Raw genomic sequence first — 20,636 nt, 5'->3', positions numbered from 1 at the left:
TGCCCTGCTGGTTGGATGGTGGGGGAAGTAGGACTCGAACCTACGAAGGCATAGCCAGCGGATTTACAGTCCGCCCCCTTTGCCGCTCGGGACATTCCCCCTTGCCAACCAAGACGCAGTGCGCCGAGGTCTTCACCCGAAGCGTCCCACCATGGTGCGGCCGCTCGGTGGCGCTCTTATGGTGACCCTCATGCCCGGTGTCAACAGCAAAGCGCAATGTTTCTATGATAGATCGTGAATGCGCGTTCCCTGTGCTATGGGCGTGCCTTCATCACACGAGACCAGAGCATCATGAGCGAGCGCCCCTTCCATCCCCGCAAGCCCCGTTTCCAGCGCCCGCAGGGCAAGAGACAGGGCCGCCGCGATTCCCAGCCCTGGCGCCCGCCGCACGAGATCGACACCACAATTCTCTATGGCTGGCACCCGGTGGTGGAGGCGCTTCGCAATGGGAAGCGGACGATCCGCCGCCTGCTCGCCACCGAGAATTCCCTGCGCCGCCTCCAGGAGGAGAATGTTCCACTCCCCCTGGAGCCCGAGCTGGTGCGACCGGACGATATCAACCGTCTCCTGGAGCCTGACGCTGTCCATCAGGGACTTTACGTTGAAGCCGATCCCCTGCCCTCGCCGTCTGTGGATGCCTTGAGCGGCACGCGCGTGGTTCTGGCCCTCGATCAGATCACGGATCCACACAATGTGGGCGCCATCGTACGCACGGCGGCGGCTTTCGACGTAGAGGCGATCATCACTACCGCCCGCCACAGCCCGGCAGCGACAGGCGTGCTGGCAAAATCCGCCTCGGGAGGCCTGGAGCACGTTCCCTTCATGATCGTGAAGAACCTGGGCGATACCCTCACCGCCCTGGGCGAGCGTGGCTTCCAGCGCATCGGCCTTGATTCGGAAGCCGAGGCGAATATCGATGAACTGCAGCTGAGACTGCCCCTCGTCCTGGTGCTTGGCTCGGAAGGCAAAGGATTGCGGCAGCGGACCCGTGAGTGCTGCGACGTGATCGGCCGTCTCGACATGCCCGGCGAGATCAAGAGCCTCAACGTCTCCAATGCGGCAGCGATCTCGCTTTTTGCTGTGACCAAGGCCGTCGCCAAGCCAGGCGCCTAGCAAAGCCTTTCTGTATAAGCGTTTGGCAGGAAAAACGTTTTTCTTGCCTCAAGCGTCCTTAGACGGAAGTCGCAAATACGAATTGGCAATTGTGGAGAGTACCGGCAGCGTTAGCCTCACCTTCCATGGGATTCTTGGCCACTCCCTGTGGCCACGATGCCTCAGCTCAAGCGAGCGACAGCAAGCTTGGCACTTCAAGACCCGGACCACCGGGCTTACCAATATGGAAGGGAACGCTATGGCAACAGCAGCCACTACAGCGCGTTCGGCCGGCGCAGCACGGCCTATGACGCGCGAGGAGAAGAAGGTCATTCTGGCCTCCTCTCTCGGTACCGTGTTCGAATGGTACGACTTTTATCTGTACGGATCTCTCGCCACGATCATCGGCGCGCAGTTCTTCTCCGCATTCGACGTGACGACCCGCAACGTCTTTGCGCTCCTCGCCTTCGCGGCAGGCTTCCTGGTGCGCCCCTTCGGCGCCCTCGTGTTCGGCCGAATCGGCGACCTCGTCGGCCGCAAGTACACCTTCCTGGTTACCATTCTGATCATGGGCAGCTCGACCTTCCTCGTCGGCCTCCTGCCCAGCTACAACCAGATCGGATGGATTGCCCCTGTGGTCCTGATCGTGTTGCGCATGCTCCAGGGTCTTGCTCTTGGCGGCGAATACGGCGGCGCTGCCGTGTACGTGGCCGAGCACGCCCCCGTCGGGCGCCGCGGCTTCTACACCAGCTTCATCCAGATCACGGCCACCTTCGGCCTGCTCCTGTCCCTCGTCGTCATCCTGCTGCTCCGCACCTGGATGGGCGAGAAGGGCTTCCAGACGGGCGAAGGCTACGCCATCGCCGGCTGGCGCCTTCCGTTCCTTCTCTCCGTAGTGCTTCTCGGCATCTCGGTCTGGATTCGTATGCAGATGCAGGAATCCCCGGCCTTCAAGAAGATGAAGGACGAAGGCACCCAGTCGAAGGCCCCGCTGAAGGAGGCTTTCGGCCAGTGGCGCAACGTGAAGATGGTGCTCATCGCCCTCATCGGTCTCGCCATCGGTCAGGCCGTGGTGTGGTACACGGGCCAGTTCTACGCCCTGTTCTTCATCCAGAGCATCCTCAAGGTCGATCTGCTCACCTCGAACGTGCTCATCGCCTGGTCGCTGATCATCGGCACGGCGGGTTTCGTGATCTTCGGCGCCCTGTCCGACAGGATCGGCCGCAAGCCGGTTATCCTCGGCGGCTGCCTGCTCGCGGCGATCACCTACTTCCCACTCTTCCATGCCCTCACCAACGTCGTCAGCCCGCGCCTGACCCAGGCTCTGGAAACGGCGAAGGTCCAGGTCGTAGCCGATCCCGCCAGCTGCGGCTCGGTGTTCGACCCGGTCGGCATCCGCTCCTTCACCGCTCCGTGCGACGTCGCCCGCGTGGCCCTGGCCCGCGCCGCGATCAAGTACGAACTGGTTCCGGCCGCCGCTGGGACCCCGACGAAGGTGACCTTCAACGGCAAGGACGCCACGTTGGCTCCGGACGTTCCGACCAATATCACGGGCCTCACCAATGCCGCCGTGGAAGCCGGCTATCCGAAGGCTGGCGATCCGAGCATCCTGAAGGTTGACGGCTTCTTCTCCGCTCTCGGCAATGCCCAGGCTCTGAAGGCGATCGCGATCCTCACGCTCTTCGTGATCTACGTCACGATGGTGTACGGCCCGATCGCCGCGGCTCTGGTCGAGTTCTTCCCGACCCGCATCCGCTATACCGCGATGTCGCTGCCCTACCACATCGCCAACGGCTGGTTCGGCGGTCTGCTGCCGCCCACCGCCTTCGCGATGGTGGCGGCCACCGGCGACATCTACTACGGCCTCTGGTATCCGATCGTGATCGCTCTCGTGACCTTCGTGGTCGGCCTCCTCCTGGTGCCGGAGACGAAGGATCGCGATATCATGACCTATGAGGGTGCGCGTTAAGCGCCTTGCATAAGCCGACAACGGAAAGCCCCGCCAATACGGCGGGGCTTTTCATTTCTGCGTCCGGCCGTCAGCCGGTCAGTAGCAGGTCGTGACCTTGCGAACGATCCAGCCCTCGCCCTCGACAAACAGCCGCTTGCGGGACCGATCGCAGGTCGAGGTGTCCGGCGTATCCGTCTGAATGGCGCCCGTTTCCTCCACATCCTTGGCGGCAACTTCCGTCGGGTTCTGCTTCAGTGTCTTTGCAGCAAGACGCTCCAGGGGAGCGGCATGAGCTGCCTCTGTCGGAAGCGGCACGGTGATCAGACCAGCCGCGAATCCGAGGGTCGCGACGAAAATAATCCGGCTCGCAAAGAGCGGATTCAGCTTTCTGCTTGAAGCACTTAAGTCACGCACTGCAGCGTCTCCGTAACCATCGTTTCCCTGACAATCCCACAACGGGAGGATGGTTTCGGTGCGCTGGAGCACTTAATTTTTCTGTTTTAATGGAACTTGCATCCCATGCGGGGTGCTGCTACCTCAGCATCCACGCGAGGGCCGGTGTAGCACAGCGGTAGTGCAGCGGTTTTGTAAACCGAAGGTCGGGAGTTCGATCCTCTCCACCGGCACCATTCCTTCTTCAGCGAACGATCAGACATTCAGCCTGCACAAGGTGGCTGCGCTTGCCATTAGGCCTATGGTCTACTCGCGCCGCAGGACCTTATCCAGCAGCAGATCCGCCAAGGCATAGGGGCGGAAATCGCGCTCCAGCTTTTCCGGCGAATATTTCTGTTCGACCCATTCGAGGAATGGCATGCCGACAGCCTCGCCCTCTTCCTGGTACTGGTCAAAGAAAGCGTCGAGGATGCCGGTCTTGCCAAATCGGATATGCCCATAGCGAAGGGAAAGCTGCTTTCGGGCATCGGCAACGGACGCCCCTTCCTGAAGGATGAGATAGAGGGTTGCCGCAAATCCCGCGCGATCGGCACCTGACTTGCAGTGTATGAGCGCCGGATACTGCAGGCTGTCGAAGAGCTTCTTGGCTTCTCGAATGGTCTCGATCGAAGGCGCGGCTCTCGAGCGGATCGTGAGCTCGACAAGATCCAGGCCATGCCGGTCGCATGCCTCTCTTTGCAGCTGCCAGGAGCCATGCTCGCGCTGACCGCGCAGATTCACGATGGTTCGCACCCCCGCCTTGGCCAATCGAGCAAGTTGATGCGGGGCAGGCTGCGCGGAGCGCCAGACCTTGTCTGAGACAAGATGCCGGTTGGAATTGATAAGCCGAAATACCCCGTGATCGACAAAGAGCATGTTGACCCAAGCAGCGATCCGGTCACGGGTGCCGCTAATGGGACGATCCCAACGCACGACGCGCGCCATACGACGGGCATTGCGCGTTTCGATAGATTGAAAATACTTCAGCAATCCAGTTTTCCGTGTCGTCAGGCAGTGTCAACGACTGCTTTCGCTTTTTTCACCAAATCCAAGGATCAGCAACCGATATGTCCTCAGGTAAGCGATCGTGGAAGCCAAGGCAAAGCCATATATGCCACCGGTGAAGTGACGCCTGATGAAATAATACTTGAACAGCGTCAATATATACTCGAACGGAAGCCTGATGAGCACCAAAGCAGGGTTCTTCGGGATCTCTCTCTTCTGGAGCTTGAAATATCGAAGATTCTTCTCGACGAGATGAGAGATGGACCGGATCGTCTCATGATAGATGGGCTTGCGGACCTGTACCCTGTTGGGCCTCGCAAGCTTGACCTCATCATGAACGAGGCTGTCCGGAAAGCGGCAGGCACGCTTGTCGTAAAGGCGGACATAATTGTGCTCGTCAGCCCAGAGGCGGGGCTTGGCGGCTCCGGGATAGACCGTTTTGATGTGGAAGCGGAAGCCATGCACGTCCGGCGAGATCGGTTGGCTGAGAATCGAAATCAGCTCGGCACGGACTCCATCATTCAGCCATTCATCGGCGTCGAGGTTGAAGATCCAGTCATGAGAGGCGGCATCCTCGGCAAAACGCTTCTGCGGACCATATCCCGGCCACGGATTATGAATGACGCGAGCGCCCAAGGATCGGCAGACTTCCTGTGTTCCGTCCGTGCTGCCCGAGTCAACCACGATGATCTCGCTGACAATGCCGCGAACGGATTCGATGCAGCGCCGGATCCGGTCTGCTTCATTGAAGGTGATGACCGTGCAACTCACATCATGCCGTATGCGAGCATCTCTAAGCTGCCGGATATTGAGAGGCGCAGTCTGATCCATAGGAATATAGGCCGAGAGATGAGGCAAAAACCAAGCGCGGAGACGGCGAAAAGTGGGCCGTCTATGGCATTTTGCGCTTACCAAGGCAATCTCAGCGCCATGACCAGGGACTCTTTGCCACGGCGCTGGCGATAAATCCCCTTAAATTTCAAAGCCTTAGTCCTCAATCATTTCTCGACGCAGCATGTCTGAGATTCAGAGGGTAAGACTGATAAGGCGCATGGGTCTCTCCCATCCGCAGTCCGAGTGGCGAACGGAACGGGTCAAAGTCCGAGCCCCTCTCGCTCAGCATTGCATCATGCCAAAGCCGTCTCGCGCGACGGGCCAAACGAGCCCTAATGAATTCGCTCCTTGCCCCAATTCTCGTGCGCGCCCTTCTCTGAAACCTCCCGCTCGACCCGGTTCAGCCGGTTGCGGCGGCCGCTGAAGACATACATGAAAAGCCCCAGCAGGAGCGGTCCGCCGACGATCACGAGGGCCCACACCCATCCGTCTGCTATATCCCATTCCATCGTCAATCTCCCTGCGGCGGACCATACCGAACGGCCCTGCCAATGCTGGAAGGCTAACCGGGAGCCATAGCCGTTGTTCCCCCGGCTGCAGACGATGCGCATTTGCATAAAGAGAGCATCGGATCGATCCCAAAAGTGGTTTCCACGTTAGGTCCGAAGCCCTAGGAAGAGGTGCACCACGTCGTTTCTGCCAGGGACAAGCACAGCTGATGCCGATTGCCATTACCGAACCTGACGATCCTCGGATCGAGCCCTATCGCGCGGTGCGCGAGCGGGATCTGGTCGGGCGACAGCATCGCTTCATCGCCGAGGGCGAAGTCGTTCTGCGTGTCCTGCTGAAGCAGCCGCGCTTCGCCATCGAGTCCCTGCTGCTGGCCGAGAATCGCGTCGACAGCTTGAGCGATGTCCTCGAGAGCCTGCCGCCGGATGTGCCCGTCTACACGGCCAACCGGCAGGTGATGGACGCCATTGTGGGCTTTCCAATCCATCGCGGCATCCTGGCCGTGGCCCGGCGTGCACCGCAGCCTCCGGTCGAAGACTTTCTGGCAAGTCTTCCGCAAGAGGCGCTGATCGTCGGCCTGGTGGGATTGGCGAACCACGACAATGTCGGGGGCATCTTCCGCAACGCCGCCGCCTTCGGCGTGCAGGGCGTTCTGCTCGATCAGGAAAGCTGCGATCCGCTTTATCGGAAAGCGGTGCGCGTGTCGGTGGGAGGAACCCTCGTCGTGCCCTTCACGCGGATGGCCTCCGCAGACGCAATGGTGAAGGCCTTGCAGGCTGCGTCCTTCGAAATCCTGGCGCTCTCTCCTGCTGGCCAAGAGATCCTTTCACAGGTGAAGCCTGCGCGCCGGACGGCATTGCTGTTGGGAGCGGAAGGACCGGGACTGCCGCCTGAGCTGCTCGCCCGGACCCGCACCGTGTCCATCCCAATGAGCGGCGGGTTCGATTCCCTCAACGTCGCCACCACGAGCGGCATCGCCCTGCACCATCTGACCTCTCGACGCTCCTGAGGAACAGCAGGCTCCTCTCCGAGTTGTGAAGGGCCATTCTCTTGCTTCGAAGCTAGGCCGTTCTAGGCTCCTGCGTCGATGTCGAGAGGAAACAGATGACAATCACACGCCGTACCGTTCTTGCGGGCACCGCTCTTGCCACCGCTCCCATCGGAGGATCCGCCGCCTTGGCCCAGACCAGCCCAGCTACGCCGAGCACCGCCGCTTCTAACTCTCCATCCCAACAGGCTCCCGGCTTCTACCGCTACAAGGTCGGGGAGATCGAAGTGACGGCCATCAATGATGGCTTCGCCCGCCGCCCCGTCGAAGGCTTCATCAAGAACGCAGAGCTTAAAGACGTACAAGCCGCGTTGCAGGAGGCCTTCCTGCCGACGGACGCCTTCCCCATCACCTTCAACACCCTCGTGCTGAATCAGGGCGGCAAGATCACCCTGATCGACACCGGCAACGGCGACATGGGCGCACCGACCTCCGGCCGCTGGATGGCGAATTTCCGCGCCGCCGGCTTCGATCCTGTCCAGGTGAGCACGGTTGTCATCAGCCATTTTCACGGCGACCACATCAATGGCCTTCGCCTGAAGGACGGAACGGCGGTATTCCCGAATGCCGAGGTGATGGTGCCTGCCCCTGAATGGGCGTTCTGGATGGACGATGCCCGCATGAATCAGGCACCCGAGGCCATGAAGGGCGCCTTCCAAGGCGTACTCCGGGTGTTCGGCCCCATCGCTGAAGATGTCAAACGCTACGAAATGGACAAGGAGGTCGTGCCCGGCCTCACGAGCATCGCCGCTCCTGGCCACACGCCCGGCCACACGGCCTACATGCTCTCGTCCGGCTCCGCCAAGCTGATGATCATGTCGGACGTCACGAACCATCCGGCCCTGTTCGTACGCAATCCCGATTGGTCGGCCGTCTTCGACATGGACGCGGAGCAGGCCCGCGCCACCCGCCGTCGCATGCTCGACATGGCGGCCACGGAGCGGGCGCAGGTGGCATTCTATCATGCCCCCTTCCCGGCCACGGGACATATCGCGAAGGAGGGCAATGGCTTCCGGTTCGTGCCGGTGCAGTGGAGCTCCGCAGTTTGAGGATCAACCGCCCGGCGTCTCTCCGATCAGCCAGTCCAGGGTGGCGGCATCCGCTCCCGAGGGCTCGATGAACAGGATGACCGGCGTCTCGTAGGGATGCCGGTCCTTCAAGGCCTGATGGATCTTGTCCTGCAGGCCCCTGCGGGTTTTGAGGATACCGACCGCCTCCTCCCCGCGCTCGACGGCTCCCTTCCAGGCATAGACGGACCGCATCCCCGGCAGCACATTGATGCAGGCGATCAGGCCGTCGCGGACAAGGCTTTCCCCAATCGAAAGGGCGGTATCCACATCGGGAAAGGTCGTATAGACGAGAAGTGGGCGATCCATGCTATGCCTGTGCTTCGTAGCCTCTTTGAGACGCAGCGAGGGTATCTGGGCATGGCCCGTCGTTTCAACAAGATTGCATTGGTGGCCAGTGAAGCGCCTGATGCGCAGAGCGCGCTTCACACCCTGATGAGCCGCTACGAGAATGTCCCTCCGGAGGAGGCGGACGTGATCGTGGCGCTCGGCGGCGACGGCCTGATGCTGCAGACCCTGCATGCCACCATGGGCACGGCAAAGCCGATCTACGGCATGAACAAGGGCACGGTCGGCTTCCTGATGAACGAGTTCCGGGAAGACGAGTTGTTCGAACGCCTGGAGAATGCGGAGCGCAGCGTCGTGCACCCTCTCCTCATGGTGACCTGGGACGTGCACGGCGTGGCGCATACGGCCCGTGCCATCAACGAAGTCTCCATGCTGCGCCAGACCTACCAGGCCGGCAAACTTCGCGTGAGCATCGACAGCAAGGTGCGCATTCCCGAACTCATTGCGGACGGCATTCTCGTCGCCACGCCGGCCGGATCGACGGCTTATAATCTCTCGGTCGGCGGCCCGATCCTGCCGCTGAACTCGCCTCTTCTCGCGCTCACGCCGATCTCCGCCTTTCGCCCGCGCCGCTGGCGCGGTGCGCTGCTGCCGGATTACGCCAGGATCGAGGTCGAGGTGCTCGAAGCGGACAACCGACCGGTGAGCGCGGTGGCGGACCACACGGAGTTCCGCAACGTGTCCCGCGTGCAGGTTTCCATGGACAGAAGCGTCGACCTCGTGATGCTGCACGATCCCGGCCACAGCCTGGACGAGCGGATTCTGCGGGAGCAGTTCGGTTATTGATTTCGAGGAGGCGTGAACAACATGCCCTTTCCGCCACAAGAAGGACTGATGTCATGAACGATGAGAACAGGCACCCGCGCGGCGGCCTCTATTTCGAGGATTTCGTGGTGGGCACCACCATCAGGCACCGCCTGACAAGAACGGTGACGCAGATGGACAACATGCTGTTCTCCAACATGACCCTAAACCCGCAGCCGCTCCATATCGACGCGCATTTCTGCGCGACCGAGACAGAATGGGGCAAGCCGCTCATGAACTCGCTGTTCACGCTGGGCCTCATGATCGGCATCTCCGTCAACGACACGACGGTCGGCACGACCATCGCCAATCTCGGCATGACGGACGTGAAATTTCCTGCTCCCCTCTTCGAGGGCGACACCGTCAACGTGACGACGGAGATCGCCGAAAAGCGTGAATCGAAGTCGCGCCCGAATGCGGGCATCGTCGAGTTCATCCATCGCGCCTACAAGCAGGATGGCACGCTCGTCGCCGAGTGCCGCCGTCAGGCTTTCATGCGCAAGAGGAATGCGTGATGCGCTCTCTGCTATTCGTCCCCGGCGACAGCCAGAAGAAGCTCGAAAAGGCCCTCACCTCAGGAGCCGATGCTCTCCTCATCGACCTGGAAGATTCCGTCGATCTGAACGCCAAGGAGGAAGCGCGGCGCATCACGTCGGAATTCGTCGCCGAGCATCGCTCCAAGTCTGAGCGCCCGCGCCTCTATGTGCGCGTGAACGGCCTCACCACGGGGATGATCGATGCGGATCTCGACGGCATCATGAAAGCCGCGCCGGACGGCATCGTTCTGCCCAAGACCATCGGCGGCGCGGATGTCGCGCATCTCGGCGCGAAGCTCGCCGTGCGCGAAGCGGAATTCGGATTGGAGGATGGCGGAACGCGCATTCTCGCCATCGCGACGGAAAATGCAGCGGGCGTCTTCGCGCTCGGCACCTTCGCGGGTGCGAGCCACCGCCTCATGGGCCTCGCTTGGGGCGGCGAGGATCTATCCGCGGACCTCGGCGCAGAAACCAATCGCGACGAGAACGGTGTCTATACCGATCCGTACCGCCTCGTCCGCTCGCTGACGCTCCTTGGCGCAGCAGCAGCCGGTGTCGACGCCATCGACACCGTGTTCACGAATTTCCGCGACATGGAAGGTCTCGCTGCCGAGTGCCGCGCTGCGCGCCGCGACGGCTTCGTGGCGAAGATGGCGATCCACCCGGCACAAGTCCCTGTGATCAACGAGGCCTTCACACCCTCGGTTGAAGCGATCGAGCGCGCGAGGGCGGTGATCGAAGCCTTCAAGGCCAACCCGGGCGCGGGTGTCGTCGGCGTCGATGGCGAGATGCTCGACCGCCCGCATCTGCTGCGCGCCGAGAGGCTGTTGAAGCGGGCTGGCTGACCTAACCACCCGGCCGCGTAATTGAAAACTTCGTCTCCGGTGTCGCGACGAAATAATCGCGATAGCCTGAGCGCGCGATGGGGCGCATGGCGGCGGTATCCACCAAGCCGTTCACGATGTAGCGGTCGTCGATATGGACGCCGACCACCTGCCCGATCACGAGATGATAGGACGGCTCGCCGCCCTCCAACGGCATGAGCGGGACGGTCTGAAGCCATTTGCATTCGAGAGCAGCGAGAGCATCCGCCACACGCGGCGGCTTCACCAGCCGAGATGGAGCGGCCTTGAGGCCCGCATGCTCCATCTCGTTCATGCCGCGCGGCAGAACGGCGGAGGTGGCGTTCATCTGCTCGCGCAGATCGTAGGTCGCGAGGTTGCAGACGAATTCCTTCGTCTCCTCGATGAAGGTGAGCGCATCCTTCTTGCCTGCCGACGAGAATGCCACCATGGGCGGGCGCTCACCGATCGCGTTGAAGAAGGAATAGGGAGAGAGATTGATTTCTCCCTTCTCGCTCATGGCCGTGATCCAGCCGATGGGACGGGGCGTCACGATGGCCTTGAAGGGATCGTGCGGCAGGCCGTGGGCGTTCGTCGATGTCTCGTAGAACATGGAGTATTTTCCGGCGAAGTGGGCACCGGTTCGCCGCAAGAAAATGCGACGAACAAAATCTTAGAACCGCGTGACGATGTCGGCGAGGTTGGGACGGTCGCGATCGGTGGGCTTTTCCTTCGCCGTGCCGATATGGACATAGCCTGCGATACGCTCGTTCGGGGCGAGACCCAGCGCATCGAGCACCCGGCGGTCGAAGGCTGCCCAGCCCGTGAGCCAGGACGCGCCGTAACCCAGGGCATTGGCCGCATTCAGAAGGTTCATGCAGACGGCACCGGCGGAGAGCATCTGCTCCCATTCCGGGATCTTCACATGCGGCACGACACGGGAGACCACCGCCACCACGAGCGGAGCTTGGGAGAAACGCTCCCGCTCGGCGGCGATCGCCGCAGCATCGGCGCCGGGGTTATCGGCCTGAAAGGCCTTGGCGAGAACCTCTCCCAGCCGCTGCCGGGCTTCGCCTTCGATCAGGATGAAGCGCCAGGGCACCAGCTTGCCATGATCCGGCACCCGGGCCGCGGCGGTGAGCATGGTCTCGATGTCTTGAGCGCTCGGACCCGGCTCTCCCAGCCAGCGCGGCGGCACGGAGCGGCGGCTCAAAAGGCGGGAAAGACTTTCATTCATGGGGTCTTCATCCAACTCGGATAATGTGGAACAATGAACGTGAATACCCGTAAGGGCGCAGGCGGGAGCTCAGGCATTGCCTTGGTCTCGCCGTCTTGCTGCTGTTGAGAAACACGGGCGTTCCAAGACGTCAGGCCGTTGCACAGTCAACAAACGGCAACGGATGTATAGGGGGAGTGCGGTGATCCGCCAAGCAGGTTTCCTGGCCGAGGCGAGCGAGAGGCTGGCTGAGGAAGAGGGGACCGGTTTGCGTAGCGCCGTTTGTTAAACACATGCAGTCATCCTTGCTCGGATCCGACGGTCCCATGCCCAGCCTGGAATGGTCCAGACGCCAGACCTTTCTGGCCCTTGGCCTCATCCTGGCGGCCTGGGCCGCAGCAGCCGCCATCTGGCCCCTGACCGGCTCCGTCGTCCCCTGGGATTCCAAAAATCAGTTCTACCCCACCCTGCGCTATCTCGGCGCGGCCCTCGCCCATGGCGAACTGCCCCTCTGGAACCCCTATCATTTCGGCGGCCACCCCTCCGCCGCCGATCCGCAATCGCTTCTGTTCACGCCCACCATGCTCCTGTTCGGCTGGCTCAAGCCCGATCCCTCCATGGAGCTCTTCGACCTGGTGGTCTTCGCTCATTTCCTGCCGGGCGCCCTGGCTTTCCTGCCGATCTTCCGCCGTCGCGGCTGGCATTGGTCGGGAGCCGTGGTGGCGGCGATCGTGTTCATGCTCGGCGGCTCGGCAACTGCCCGTCTGCAGCACACGGGAATGATCCTCAGCTACGGCTTCTTTCCGCTCGCCTTCTGGCTGCTCGAAGAGGCCCTGGACCGGCGCTCCTATCGCTACGGCGTGCTTTTCGCCGTCAGCGCCGCCCTGATGGTGATCGGGCGCGATCAGGTGGCCTTTCTCTGCGCCCTGACTCTGATCGGCGTCGCCGCGCACCGCATCTGGACCGCCCGGAAGCCGTTCGCCTATCTTCGCTCGCGTCTGGGCCTTCTGGCGACGATGGCCCTGATCGGCGGCGCGCTGCTGGCGGTGCCGGTTATTCTGACCATGCAGTTCCTCGCCACCTCGACCCGCCCCTCCTTCGGGTTCGGCGTGGCGGCCATGGGCTCCCTGCCCCCGGAGAGCCTGGCGACGATCCTCTTCGGCAACATCTTCGGGTCGCTGCGCTGGACCTACGATTATTGGGGACCCGACTGGCACAGCCTGTCCGAAGGTACCTGGACCGACCGGGCCACCAATTACCTCTTCATCGGCACGATCCCGGCCCTCTTCATCCTCTGGCACGGCATCGCGGGCGGGCGGCTCTTCGCGCGCGAATTCCGGTTCTTCCTCGTGGTCGGCCTGCTCGCGATCCTCTATGCGCTCGGGCGCTACACCCCCGGCTTCGAGATCATCTTCGATCATCTGCCGGGCGTGAACCTCTACCGCCGTCCGGCGGACGCCACCTTCCTGATCAACATCGCGCTCGCCTTCTCATCCGGTTACCTCGTCCATCGCTATGCGACAGAAGGGCTGCCGAGCTGGAGCAAGGCGGCCCTCGGCCAGCTCCGCATCGCGCTGCCCGTCCTGGCGGTGGCTCTCGTCGTTGCCGCCCTGGCGAGCGCCCTTGCCTTCGCCGTCAAAGGCGGGCAAGTCCCCTCGACCCTGACCGAGGCTGGCGGCGGCCTCTTGGCAGCCGTTCTCGTCATGGGACTTGTAGCCAAGCTGAGCGGCTCGGCCTACAGGCGCGAGGCCGTTGCGCTCGCACTCGTGGCTCTGACCGGGGCCGAGCTCATCAGCCGCCATGCCGCCTCGGCTCTCAATGCCGAGCCTGCGGGACGCTATACGGTCTTCACCCAATTGCCGCCCGAACAACTGCAGGGCCTGCAGATCCTCAAGCGCGAGCTAGCGGAGCGCCACAAACAGGGCGAATACCCCCGCGTTGAGATCCTAGGCCTGAAAGGCTCGTGGCAGAACGCCTCCATGGTCCTCGAGATCGAGGACATCATCGGCTACAACCCCCTGCGTCTGGCCGATTACGAACGGGCCATCGGCCCTGGCGAGAATGCCGAGGATCCGAACCTGCGCCAGTTCCCGACCTCGTTCCGGGGCTATGAATGCGAGCTCGCGGGCCTGCTCGGCCTCGATTATCTCGTCCTTGACCGACCTGTCCAAAAGCTGCCCCGCCATTTCCCGCGCCTCGCGGATGCGGAGGTCGTCTACGGCACGGGCAAGATGTGGATTTATCGTCTCAACACATCCGGCCGACGTGCCTACATGGCCCATCATGTGCAGGCCGTGGATTCGGAAGCCGTGCTCGGCCAGGACGAGTTGCCTGAATTCAACCGCGAGACGGAAGCGCTGATCGATCAGGCAAGCATGCCTCTGCTCAAGGCTCATTATGCCCCCGTTCGCCCCACCGCCGACAAGGCTGAGAGCACGGTCAAGATCGTCAGCTACAGGCGTAACTCCGTCAGCCTGGAGGTGGAGAGCAGCGAGCACGGTGTGCTCGTGCTGCACGATATCTATTATCCGGGCTGGGAGGCGAGCGTCGACGGTCAGCGCCGCCCGGTGCTGCGCGCCAACCTGCTGTTCCGCGGGGTGGAAGTGCCTGCGGGCAAGCACCGGGTCGAGTTCGAGTTCCGGCCCCTGTCCCTCGAGAATTTGGTTGCGGCGGCTTCCGATCTCGTGGACACGGAGGACAAGCCGATCCAGACCGCCGTCGCCACGCCTGTGCGATAATAGATATTTATCCTCATTTTGATGATGACTTTCCTGACCCTCCGCTTCTCCACATTGAGCCTGCTGCTTTGGCTGACGGCTTCCGCCGCCTCGGCACAGACGCTCACGCAACCGCTCGGAGGAGCTCCCCAGCCCTTCGGCCCACCGCCCCCTCCCGGCGTGCCCTCTCTCTCGCAGAGCCCTCCCCCTCCCGTGGCTCTCAAGCAGGTGGTGGTCAATGCGGGCGCAGTCTTTGCCGAAAGCAACGAGCCGATCCGCTCCGGGCTCGTCTGGCGTGTCTTCGAGGACAAGGGCGACACGTCCCAGCCGAACATCGTCGCCCGCTCCAGCAGCCCGACGCCGAGCTTCACCCTGGCACCGGGCAACTACATCGTGCATGTGGCCTATGGCTTCGCCAGCGCGTCGAAGCGCATCACCGTGCAGACCGGAAACCTCAATGAGCGCCTCGTCGTCAGCGCAGGAGCGCTCAGGCTGAAAGGCGCGGTCGGCGAAAGCCCGATTGCCCAGAACCGTGTGACCTTCTCCGTCTATGTGCCCGAGGCCCAGAACTCGGAAGGACGGCTCGTCATTTCCAATGCCAAGCCGAATGAGGTGATCCGCCTCCCCGAGGGTACCTATCACGTGGTCTCCACCTACGGAGATGCCAACGCCATCATGCGCAGCGACCTCAAGGTGGAATCCGGCAAGGTCACGGAAGCGACCCTGAACCACCGCGCGGCGACCGTCACTCTCAAGCTCGTGGCTTCCGAGGGCGGCGAGGCTTTCGCAGGCACGGCCTTCAGCGTGCTGACCCCCGGCGGCGACGTGATCCGCGAAGCCATCGGCGCCTTCCCGTCCGTGACTCTGGCGGAAGGCGAATATGTTCTGATAGCCCGTCACGAGGGCAAGGTCTACACGAAGGAATTCAAGGTCGAGAGCGGCCTCGATCGCGATATCGAAGTGCTCGCCAAGGCCGCTCCCTGAACCTTTTCCGCCCCCGCCGCATTGACCGAAGGCAAAGCATTTTCAGGAAAAGCGGGAACCGGTTTTCCGCCCGAAAATGCGTCACTTGCATAAGTCATCGGTCGCGCCGGGCACATGCGCTCAAACCTTCGAGGCGTGACCTTGAGAGGGATGAAGCTCATGAGAATTTCGGACATCATGACCCGCAACGTGCGCGTGGTCTCGCCTGACAGAACCGTCCAGGAAGCCGCGCGGCTGATGGACGAAATGAATGTCGGCGTGCTGCCGGTCTGTGACGGACGACGCCTGCGCGGCATGATCACGGACAGGGACATCACCGTTCGCGCCACGGCCGCAGGCCTTCCGCCCGACACCACCCGCGTGCGCGATGTCATGTCCGAGGAGGTCTGGTGGTGCTTCGACGACGACGATGTGGGCCACATCGTGCAGCTGATGAGCGATCACCAGATCCGCCGCCTGCCCGTCGTCGATCACGACAAGCACCTCGTCGGCATTGTCGCGCTCGGAGATCTCGCGACCGACGACGAGCAGGATGCCTCCCGCGCCCTGCGCCGCATCTCCACACCCTCCGAACCCGATCGCACCGGAACGCCGAGCGAGGCGCGTGCGGATCAAACGCGCCGCGGTGGACAGGCGCGGCTGACCGGCGACGAGCGGCGGGATCTGGATCGCCGTCTGGGCCAGGAGGATGACGATTGGCGCCATCGTCCGCACGATTATCGTGAACGCGGCCGCAGATACGTAGCGCGCGACGAAAGGCGTGGCGGCGTCGAGTTCCGCTTCCGCGACGAGGACGATGTGCGCGCGGCCTTCGGCAGCTTCGGCTATCCCGGAGAGGAAAGAGCACGCAATGCCCCCATGCGCGGCGGCTTCGGCGGCGAGGGCTATCAGAGCTACGGCGATCCCTACGCCGAGCGGGATTCCTCCGGGCGCGGCTATCGGCCGAGGCATTACGGCGTCTCGACCGTCACCGGCGAGTCTGCACGTCCCGGCGACGACAGCAGCGAGGGTGATCGCCTCATGCAGGATCGCGAGCGCACCTGGTCTTTGGTGAACGAGCGGCGCGATCACAGCAATTACGGCATGGGTCCCGGCAACACGCGCTTCGGCAACGATGCCACGGCCAGCCGTGGCGAGGTGCGTCGAGAGGATCATCGCGGACGTGGCCCGCGCAACTATCAGCGCTCCGACGATCGCATTCGTGAGGATGTGAGCGAACGGCTCAGCGACGATGCGCGCGTCGACGCCTCGGAGATCGAGGTCACGGTGCAGAACCGCGAGGTGACGCTCACCGGCACGGTGCGCGACCGAAACGAGAAGCGCTGGGCCGAGGACATCGCGGAGTCCGTTTCGGGCGTTTCTCATGTGCAGAACAATCTGCGCGTCGGCCAGCGGCAGGGTCATCACCACACCGGCACCGAGGCCGGCGATGCAGTCGCCGCAAGTGGCAATCCGGGCAGCGGCCCGGCGGGAACGACGGCCGGCACGGCTCCTGGCGGGCGCACGAGCGGACGGCAGAGGCAGACGACCTGACGATAAGAAAGAGGCGGCGCCTCCTTCTCGGAAGCGCCGCCGCCTTCTTTTGTGCGATGAGTTCTTACGCGACCGTGCGCTCAATCACGTGATGGCCGTCGAGCGTGGCATGCGCCTCGGGCTCCGCCACGGCCTTCGCGGCGCGCCGGCGATCCGGCGTGATCGCCTCGGCGGCGAGAGCCCTCAGAGCCTCGTCGAGCGACATGGTCTTCTGGTCGGGGCTGCCGAGACGGCGGATCGACACCGTACGCTCGGCGGCCTCTTTCTTGCCCACCACGAGCAGCACCGGCACCTTCACCAGCGAATGCTCGCGGACCTTGTAGTTGATCTTCTCGTTGCGAAGATCGGCCTCGACGCGCAGGCCCATCGCTTCAGCCGCTTTCACGACTTCCATGGCGTATTCGTCACCCTCCGAGGTGATGGTGGCGACAACCGCCTGCACCGGCGCGAGCCAGAGCGGGAAGTGACCCGCGAAGTGCTCGATCAGGATGCCGGTGAAGCGCTCCATGGAGCCGCAGATCGCGCGGTGCACCATGACGGGCGTCTTCTTCTGGCCATCATGGTCGACATAGAACGCGCCGAAACGCTCCGGCAGGTTGAAGTCCACCTGCGTGGTGCCGCACTGCCAGTCGCGGCCGATGGCATCGCGCAGCACGTATTCGAACTTGGGCCCGTAGAACGCGCCCTCGCCCGGGTTGATCGCGGTCTTGATGCGTCCGCCGGACTGGTCCTCGATCTGCTTGAGCACGCGGGTCATCACCTCCTCGGCGTGATCCCACATCTCGTCGGTGCCGACGCGCTTCTCAGGGCGTGTCGAGAGCTTCACGACGATCTCGTCGAATCCGAAATCGGCGTAAGTGGAGAGGATCAGGTCGTTGATCTTCAGGCACTCGGCGGCCAGTTGCTCTTCCGTGCAGAAGATATGCGCGTCGTCCTGCGTGAAGCCGCGCACGCGCATGAGGCCGTGCAGTGCGCCCGACGGCTCGTAGCGATGCACGTTGCCGAACTCGGCGAGGCGCAGCGGCAGGTCGCGGTAGGACTTCAGGCCATGCTTGAAGATCTGCACGTGGCCCGGGCAGTTCATCGGCTTGATCGCGAAGATGCGGTCGTCCTCGGTCTGGGTCGCGAACATGTTCTCGCGGTACCAGCCCCAGTGACCGGAGGTCTCCCACAGGGCCTTGTCGAGGATCTGCGGCGCGTTGACCTCCTTGTAGTCGCCCTTCAGGCGGCGACGCATATAGGAAATCAGCTCCTGGAACACCGTCCAGCCCTTCGGGTGCCAGAAGACGACGCCCGGCCCTTCCTCCTGGAAGTGGAACAGGTCCATCTCGCGGCCCAGGCGGCGGTGATCGCGCTTCTCGGCTTCCTCGAGCTGCCTGATGTAGTTGTCGAGGTCTTCCTGAGAGGTCCAGGCGGTCGCGTAGATGCGGGTGAGCATCGCGTTGTTCGAGTCGCCGCGCCAATAGGCGCCCGCCACCTTCATGAGCTTGAAGGCGTCGCCGATCTTGCCCGTGGAAGTCATGTGCGGACCGCGGCAGAGATCGAACCAGTCGCCCTGGAAGTAGATCTTGAGATCCTGGCCTTCCGGGATCGCGTCGACGAGCTCGACCTTGTAGGTTTCGCCCTTCTCGGCGAACACCTTCTTGGCCTTGTCGCGGCTCCAGACTTCCTTCGTGAAAGGCTTATCGCGGGCGATGATCTCGCGCATCTTCGCCTCGATGGCCGGGAAGTCCTCCGGGGTGAAGGGCTCGTTGCGGGCGAAGTCGTAGTAGAAGCCGTTCTCGATCACGGGACCGATGGTCACCTGCGTTCCCGGGAAAAGCTCCTGCACCGCTTCCGCGAGCACGTGCGCGCAATCGTGCCGGATCAGCTCCAGCGCGCGCGGATCCTCGCGGTTGAGAAACTCGATCTTGGCGTCCTTCGTGATCGGATCGGCGAGATCGGTGACCGTGCCGTCGAGAGCCATGGCGACGGTGCGCTTGGCGAGCGACTTGGCAATGCCCTCCACGATCTCGCGGCCGGTGGTGCCGGGGGCATATTGGCGCTGGGCGCCATCGGGGAATGTCAGGGTAATCATCAAAATGTCTCCTGGCTCACTCCTGCCAACGGAGCAGGTAAGCGGGGGCCGACGGTTTTTAGGACAAGGCGAACTCAGCCGCCGTCAGGTTCGACTGAATCGCAGGTGATCGCAGAGGCGTTTTCTGGCGCGTTCACGCCCCGCCAGCGACCATAGGTCCACGGCTTATACCAGCCTGAGCCTTCGGGCAATGTTTCAGGAACGAGGTCGATGCCGTGGGTGCCGAAGGGCCCGCAGCGGCAGATGCGGGCAAAGCCCATCCAGCCCCCCGCCCAGAAGCCGTGCCGCTGGATTGCCTCGTCCGTGTATTCGGAACAGGACGGCAGATGCCGACACTGGCGGCCGACCAGACCCGAAAGCGTGAGCTGGTAAGAGCGGATCGCCATGTGAGCGACCCAGCGGGGGAGATGCCTCAATGTCATCGCCTGTGGTCCTTTTCTCACGTTAAATCCTCGGTCTGGCAGAGACTGCAACTTTACTGCTCAATTCGTCAGCACTTTCAACCAGTGCTTCGTGGCATGCCCCAACATTAGCTGAGATACGTTATTTCATTTAAAGTTCATCAGTTAGAGCAGGAATGATGGCCGTCAAAATTGGAAAATTCATTTGGGATATTACTTATGCCTGCCCACTGAGATGCATTCATTGCTATACGGAATCGGGGCGGCGGCCCGCTCGCACGCTGAATCGGGACGCGGCCATGCGCGTCATCGACGTAATCATTGCGGCGCAGGCGCAAAAGGTGTCGATCAGCGGCGGCGAGCCCTTGTCGGTCCGCTGGGCTCCCGAGGCGATGAAGCGCCTGCATGACGCAGGCATTGCCGTCACGGTGTTCACGAGCGGTTGGTCGATGCCGGAGAAGACTGCCACTGCGCTCGCGGACACGGTCTCGAGCGTGGCGGTGAGCATCGACGGCGCCGACGCCTCCATCCATGACGCCATCCGCGCGCGCGCCGGCGCGTTCGAGCGCGGGATGAAGGCACTGGATGTCCTGCATCGGGTGAAAGTGGACCGTCAGGCAGCGGGACAGAACTGCTTTACTCTCGGGATCGACTACACCCTGACCCGCTCGGGCGCGAATGAAGCGGACCTGGAGCGGTTTGTGGAGGCCGCCATCAAACGGTTCCCAAAACTCGATTACATTCGCTTCGGGGCGGTCATTCCATCCGGCTTGGCTGCGGAGCCGCAATTCGAGGCAAGCGAGCTTCTATCCATTCAGGAACTGGTTGATCTGATCGAGATCGGTCGGCACCTGGCCGCCCGTGAAGGTAACGTCATCGACATTTCCGTGACCGACGTGAGATATTTCCTGCCTCAGCCTGGAGCGAGCGCAGTCGATCTGGACATCCTCCACATCGAGCCCGATGGAGCGCTCCGCGCCTATCCGATCTACGAAGCAAAGGTCGGAAACGTTCTCGATGAGTCCCTCGACGTTCTGTGGCCGAAGGTACGGGCATGGCGCTCCGACCCATTCGTGGCCAAGCGGATGGAAACGATTCAGACCATGGCCGACTGGGCAAACACGACCCGGACCCTGGACAGGCGCTACGGTTCCCCTGACGACCAGGAGCGGATTGGTCGGCGCGGACTGCCTCTTCAGATTCCTGCCTAGAGCATTTTTCGGTGAAGTGGATCCGGTT

20 protein-coding genes and 2 tRNA genes are annotated in these 20,636 nt (G+C 62.7%); 12 read left to right on the top strand and 10 right to left on the bottom strand.

Going from position 1 to position 20,636, the window contains the following annotated elements:
- Positions 1-16: 16 nt before the first annotated feature.
- A tRNA-Tyr gene (locus ACUXUR_RS15055) sits at positions 17-101 on the bottom strand.
- Positions 102-291: 190 nt separating this feature from the next.
- Between ACUXUR_RS15055 and ACUXUR_RS15050 the strand changes: the two genes are divergently transcribed.
- Positions 292-1,113, top strand: coding sequence for a TrmH family RNA methyltransferase (locus tag ACUXUR_RS15050; protein ID WP_445503293.1), 822 nt, complete (start codon positions 292-294; stop codon positions 1,111-1,113).
- A 238-nt stretch (positions 1,114-1,351) separates the two neighbouring features.
- Entirely contained in the window at positions 1,352-3,061 is a 1,710-nt protein-coding gene (locus tag ACUXUR_RS15045; protein WP_445503176.1) for an MFS transporter, read from the top strand.
- Between the two features lie 78 nt (positions 3,062-3,139).
- Here the strand turns inward: ACUXUR_RS15045 and ACUXUR_RS15040 are convergent, their stop codons facing one another.
- Positions 3,140-3,457, bottom strand: a complete 318-nt coding sequence (locus ACUXUR_RS15040; RefSeq protein ID WP_445503175.1) for a hypothetical protein — start codon at positions 3,455-3,457, stop codon at positions 3,140-3,142.
- Positions 3,458-3,597: 140 nt separating this feature from the next.
- Here ACUXUR_RS15040 and ACUXUR_RS15035 point away from each other — a divergent pair.
- Positions 3,598-3,672: transfer RNA gene (locus tag ACUXUR_RS15035), tRNA-Thr, on the top strand.
- Between the two features lie 70 nt (positions 3,673-3,742).
- On the opposite strand, the gene ACUXUR_RS15030 is transcribed toward ACUXUR_RS15035, so the two are convergent.
- The 3 genes from ACUXUR_RS15030 to ACUXUR_RS15020 all read right to left on the bottom strand — a co-directional run bounded on the left by ACUXUR_RS15030 (position 3,743) and on the right by ACUXUR_RS15020 (position 5,823).
- Positions 3,743-4,465, bottom strand: coding sequence for a protein tyrosine phosphatase family protein (locus tag ACUXUR_RS15030; protein WP_445503174.1), 723 nt, complete (start codon positions 4,463-4,465; stop codon positions 3,743-3,745).
- Between the two features lie 27 nt (positions 4,466-4,492).
- A complete protein-coding gene (locus tag ACUXUR_RS15025; protein WP_445503173.1) occupies positions 4,493-5,251 on the bottom strand; it encodes a glycosyltransferase family 2 protein in 759 nt (252 codons plus the stop codon).
- Between the two features lie 395 nt (positions 5,252-5,646).
- Complete coding sequence (locus ACUXUR_RS15020; protein WP_445503172.1) at positions 5,647-5,823, bottom strand: hypothetical protein; 177 nt, start codon at positions 5,821-5,823, stop codon at positions 5,647-5,649.
- 209 nt (positions 5,824-6,032) lie between these two features.
- Here ACUXUR_RS15020 and ACUXUR_RS15015 point away from each other — a divergent pair, with 209 nt between their 5' ends.
- Positions 6,033-6,833, top strand: a complete 801-nt coding sequence (locus tag ACUXUR_RS15015; RefSeq protein WP_445503171.1) for a TrmH family RNA methyltransferase — start codon at positions 6,033-6,035, stop codon at positions 6,831-6,833.
- Between the two features lie 95 nt (positions 6,834-6,928).
- Entirely contained in the window at positions 6,929-7,921 is a 993-nt protein-coding gene (locus ACUXUR_RS15010) for an MBL fold metallo-hydrolase (protein ID WP_445503170.1), read from the top strand.
- A 3-nt stretch (positions 7,922-7,924) separates the two neighbouring features.
- Here the strand turns inward: ACUXUR_RS15010 and cutA are convergent, their stop codons facing one another.
- A complete protein-coding gene (cutA, locus tag ACUXUR_RS15005) occupies positions 7,925-8,248 on the bottom strand; it encodes a divalent-cation tolerance protein CutA (RefSeq protein WP_445503169.1) in 324 nt (107 codons plus the stop codon).
- A 51-nt stretch (positions 8,249-8,299) separates the two neighbouring features.
- On the opposite strand from cutA, the gene ACUXUR_RS15000 reads away from it, so the two are divergent.
- From ACUXUR_RS15000 to ACUXUR_RS14990, 3 genes are read left to right on the top strand one after another with little or no spacing between them, the layout of a single operon-like run.
- A complete protein-coding gene (locus tag ACUXUR_RS15000; protein ID WP_445503168.1) occupies positions 8,300-9,073 on the top strand; it encodes an NAD kinase in 774 nt (257 codons plus the stop codon).
- A 53-nt stretch (positions 9,074-9,126) separates the two neighbouring features.
- Positions 9,127-9,606: a MaoC family dehydratase gene (locus ACUXUR_RS14995; RefSeq protein ID WP_445503167.1), complete on the top strand. Its 480-nt coding sequence runs from the start codon at positions 9,127-9,129 to the stop codon at positions 9,604-9,606.
- The gene (locus tag ACUXUR_RS14990; protein ID WP_445503292.1) at positions 9,606-10,472 is read left to right on the top strand and encodes an HpcH/HpaI aldolase/citrate lyase family protein; all 867 of its coding nucleotides are present in this window, start codon (positions 9,606-9,608) and stop codon (positions 10,470-10,472) included. The genes ACUXUR_RS14995 and ACUXUR_RS14990 overlap by 1 nt, the downstream gene beginning before the upstream one ends.
- Before the next feature lies 1 nt (position 10,473).
- Here ACUXUR_RS14990 and ACUXUR_RS14985 read toward each other — a convergent pair whose 3' ends face one another.
- Positions 10,474-11,082: a flavin reductase family protein gene (locus ACUXUR_RS14985; protein ID WP_445503166.1), complete on the bottom strand. Its 609-nt coding sequence runs from the start codon at positions 11,080-11,082 to the stop codon at positions 10,474-10,476.
- Positions 11,083-11,142: 60 nt separating this feature from the next.
- A complete protein-coding gene (locus tag ACUXUR_RS14980; protein ID WP_445503165.1) occupies positions 11,143-11,706 on the bottom strand; it encodes a nitroreductase family protein in 564 nt (187 codons plus the stop codon).
- Between the two features lie 305 nt (positions 11,707-12,011).
- Between ACUXUR_RS14980 and ACUXUR_RS14975 the strand changes: the two genes are divergently transcribed.
- The 3 genes from ACUXUR_RS14975 to ACUXUR_RS14965 all read left to right on the top strand — a co-directional run bounded on the left by ACUXUR_RS14975 (position 12,012) and on the right by ACUXUR_RS14965 (position 16,919).
- Complete coding sequence (locus tag ACUXUR_RS14975) at positions 12,012-14,423, top strand: YfhO family protein (protein WP_445503164.1); 2,412 nt, start codon at positions 12,012-12,014, stop codon at positions 14,421-14,423.
- 24 nt (positions 14,424-14,447) lie between these two features.
- A complete protein-coding gene (locus ACUXUR_RS14970) occupies positions 14,448-15,386 on the top strand; it encodes a hypothetical protein (protein WP_445503291.1) in 939 nt (312 codons plus the stop codon).
- A gap of 159 nt (positions 15,387-15,545) precedes the next feature.
- The gene (locus tag ACUXUR_RS14965; RefSeq protein WP_445503163.1) at positions 15,546-16,919 is read left to right on the top strand and encodes a CBS domain-containing protein; all 1,374 of its coding nucleotides are present in this window, start codon (positions 15,546-15,548) and stop codon (positions 16,917-16,919) included.
- A gap of 64 nt (positions 16,920-16,983) precedes the next feature.
- On the opposite strand, the gene thrS is transcribed toward ACUXUR_RS14965, so the two are convergent.
- Both thrS and yidD read right to left on the bottom strand, forming a co-directional pair.
- A complete protein-coding gene (gene thrS, locus ACUXUR_RS14960) occupies positions 16,984-18,996 on the bottom strand; it encodes a threonine--tRNA ligase (protein WP_445503162.1) in 2,013 nt (670 codons plus the stop codon).
- 74 nt (positions 18,997-19,070) lie between these two features.
- Positions 19,071-19,418: a membrane protein insertion efficiency factor YidD gene (yidD, locus tag ACUXUR_RS14955; protein WP_445503161.1), complete on the bottom strand. Its 348-nt coding sequence runs from the start codon at positions 19,416-19,418 to the stop codon at positions 19,071-19,073.
- Positions 19,419-19,573: 155 nt separating this feature from the next.
- On the opposite strand from yidD, the gene ACUXUR_RS14950 reads away from it, so the two are divergent.
- A complete protein-coding gene (locus tag ACUXUR_RS14950) occupies positions 19,574-20,608 on the top strand; it encodes a radical SAM protein (RefSeq protein ID WP_445503160.1) in 1,035 nt (344 codons plus the stop codon).
- The last annotated feature ends 28 nt before the right edge of the window (positions 20,609-20,636 follow it).

The organism is Microvirga medicaginis (assembly GCF_052658925.1).
The sequence above is the reverse complement of the archived record's forward strand: the minus strand, read 5'-3'. Positions and strand labels throughout refer to the sequence as shown.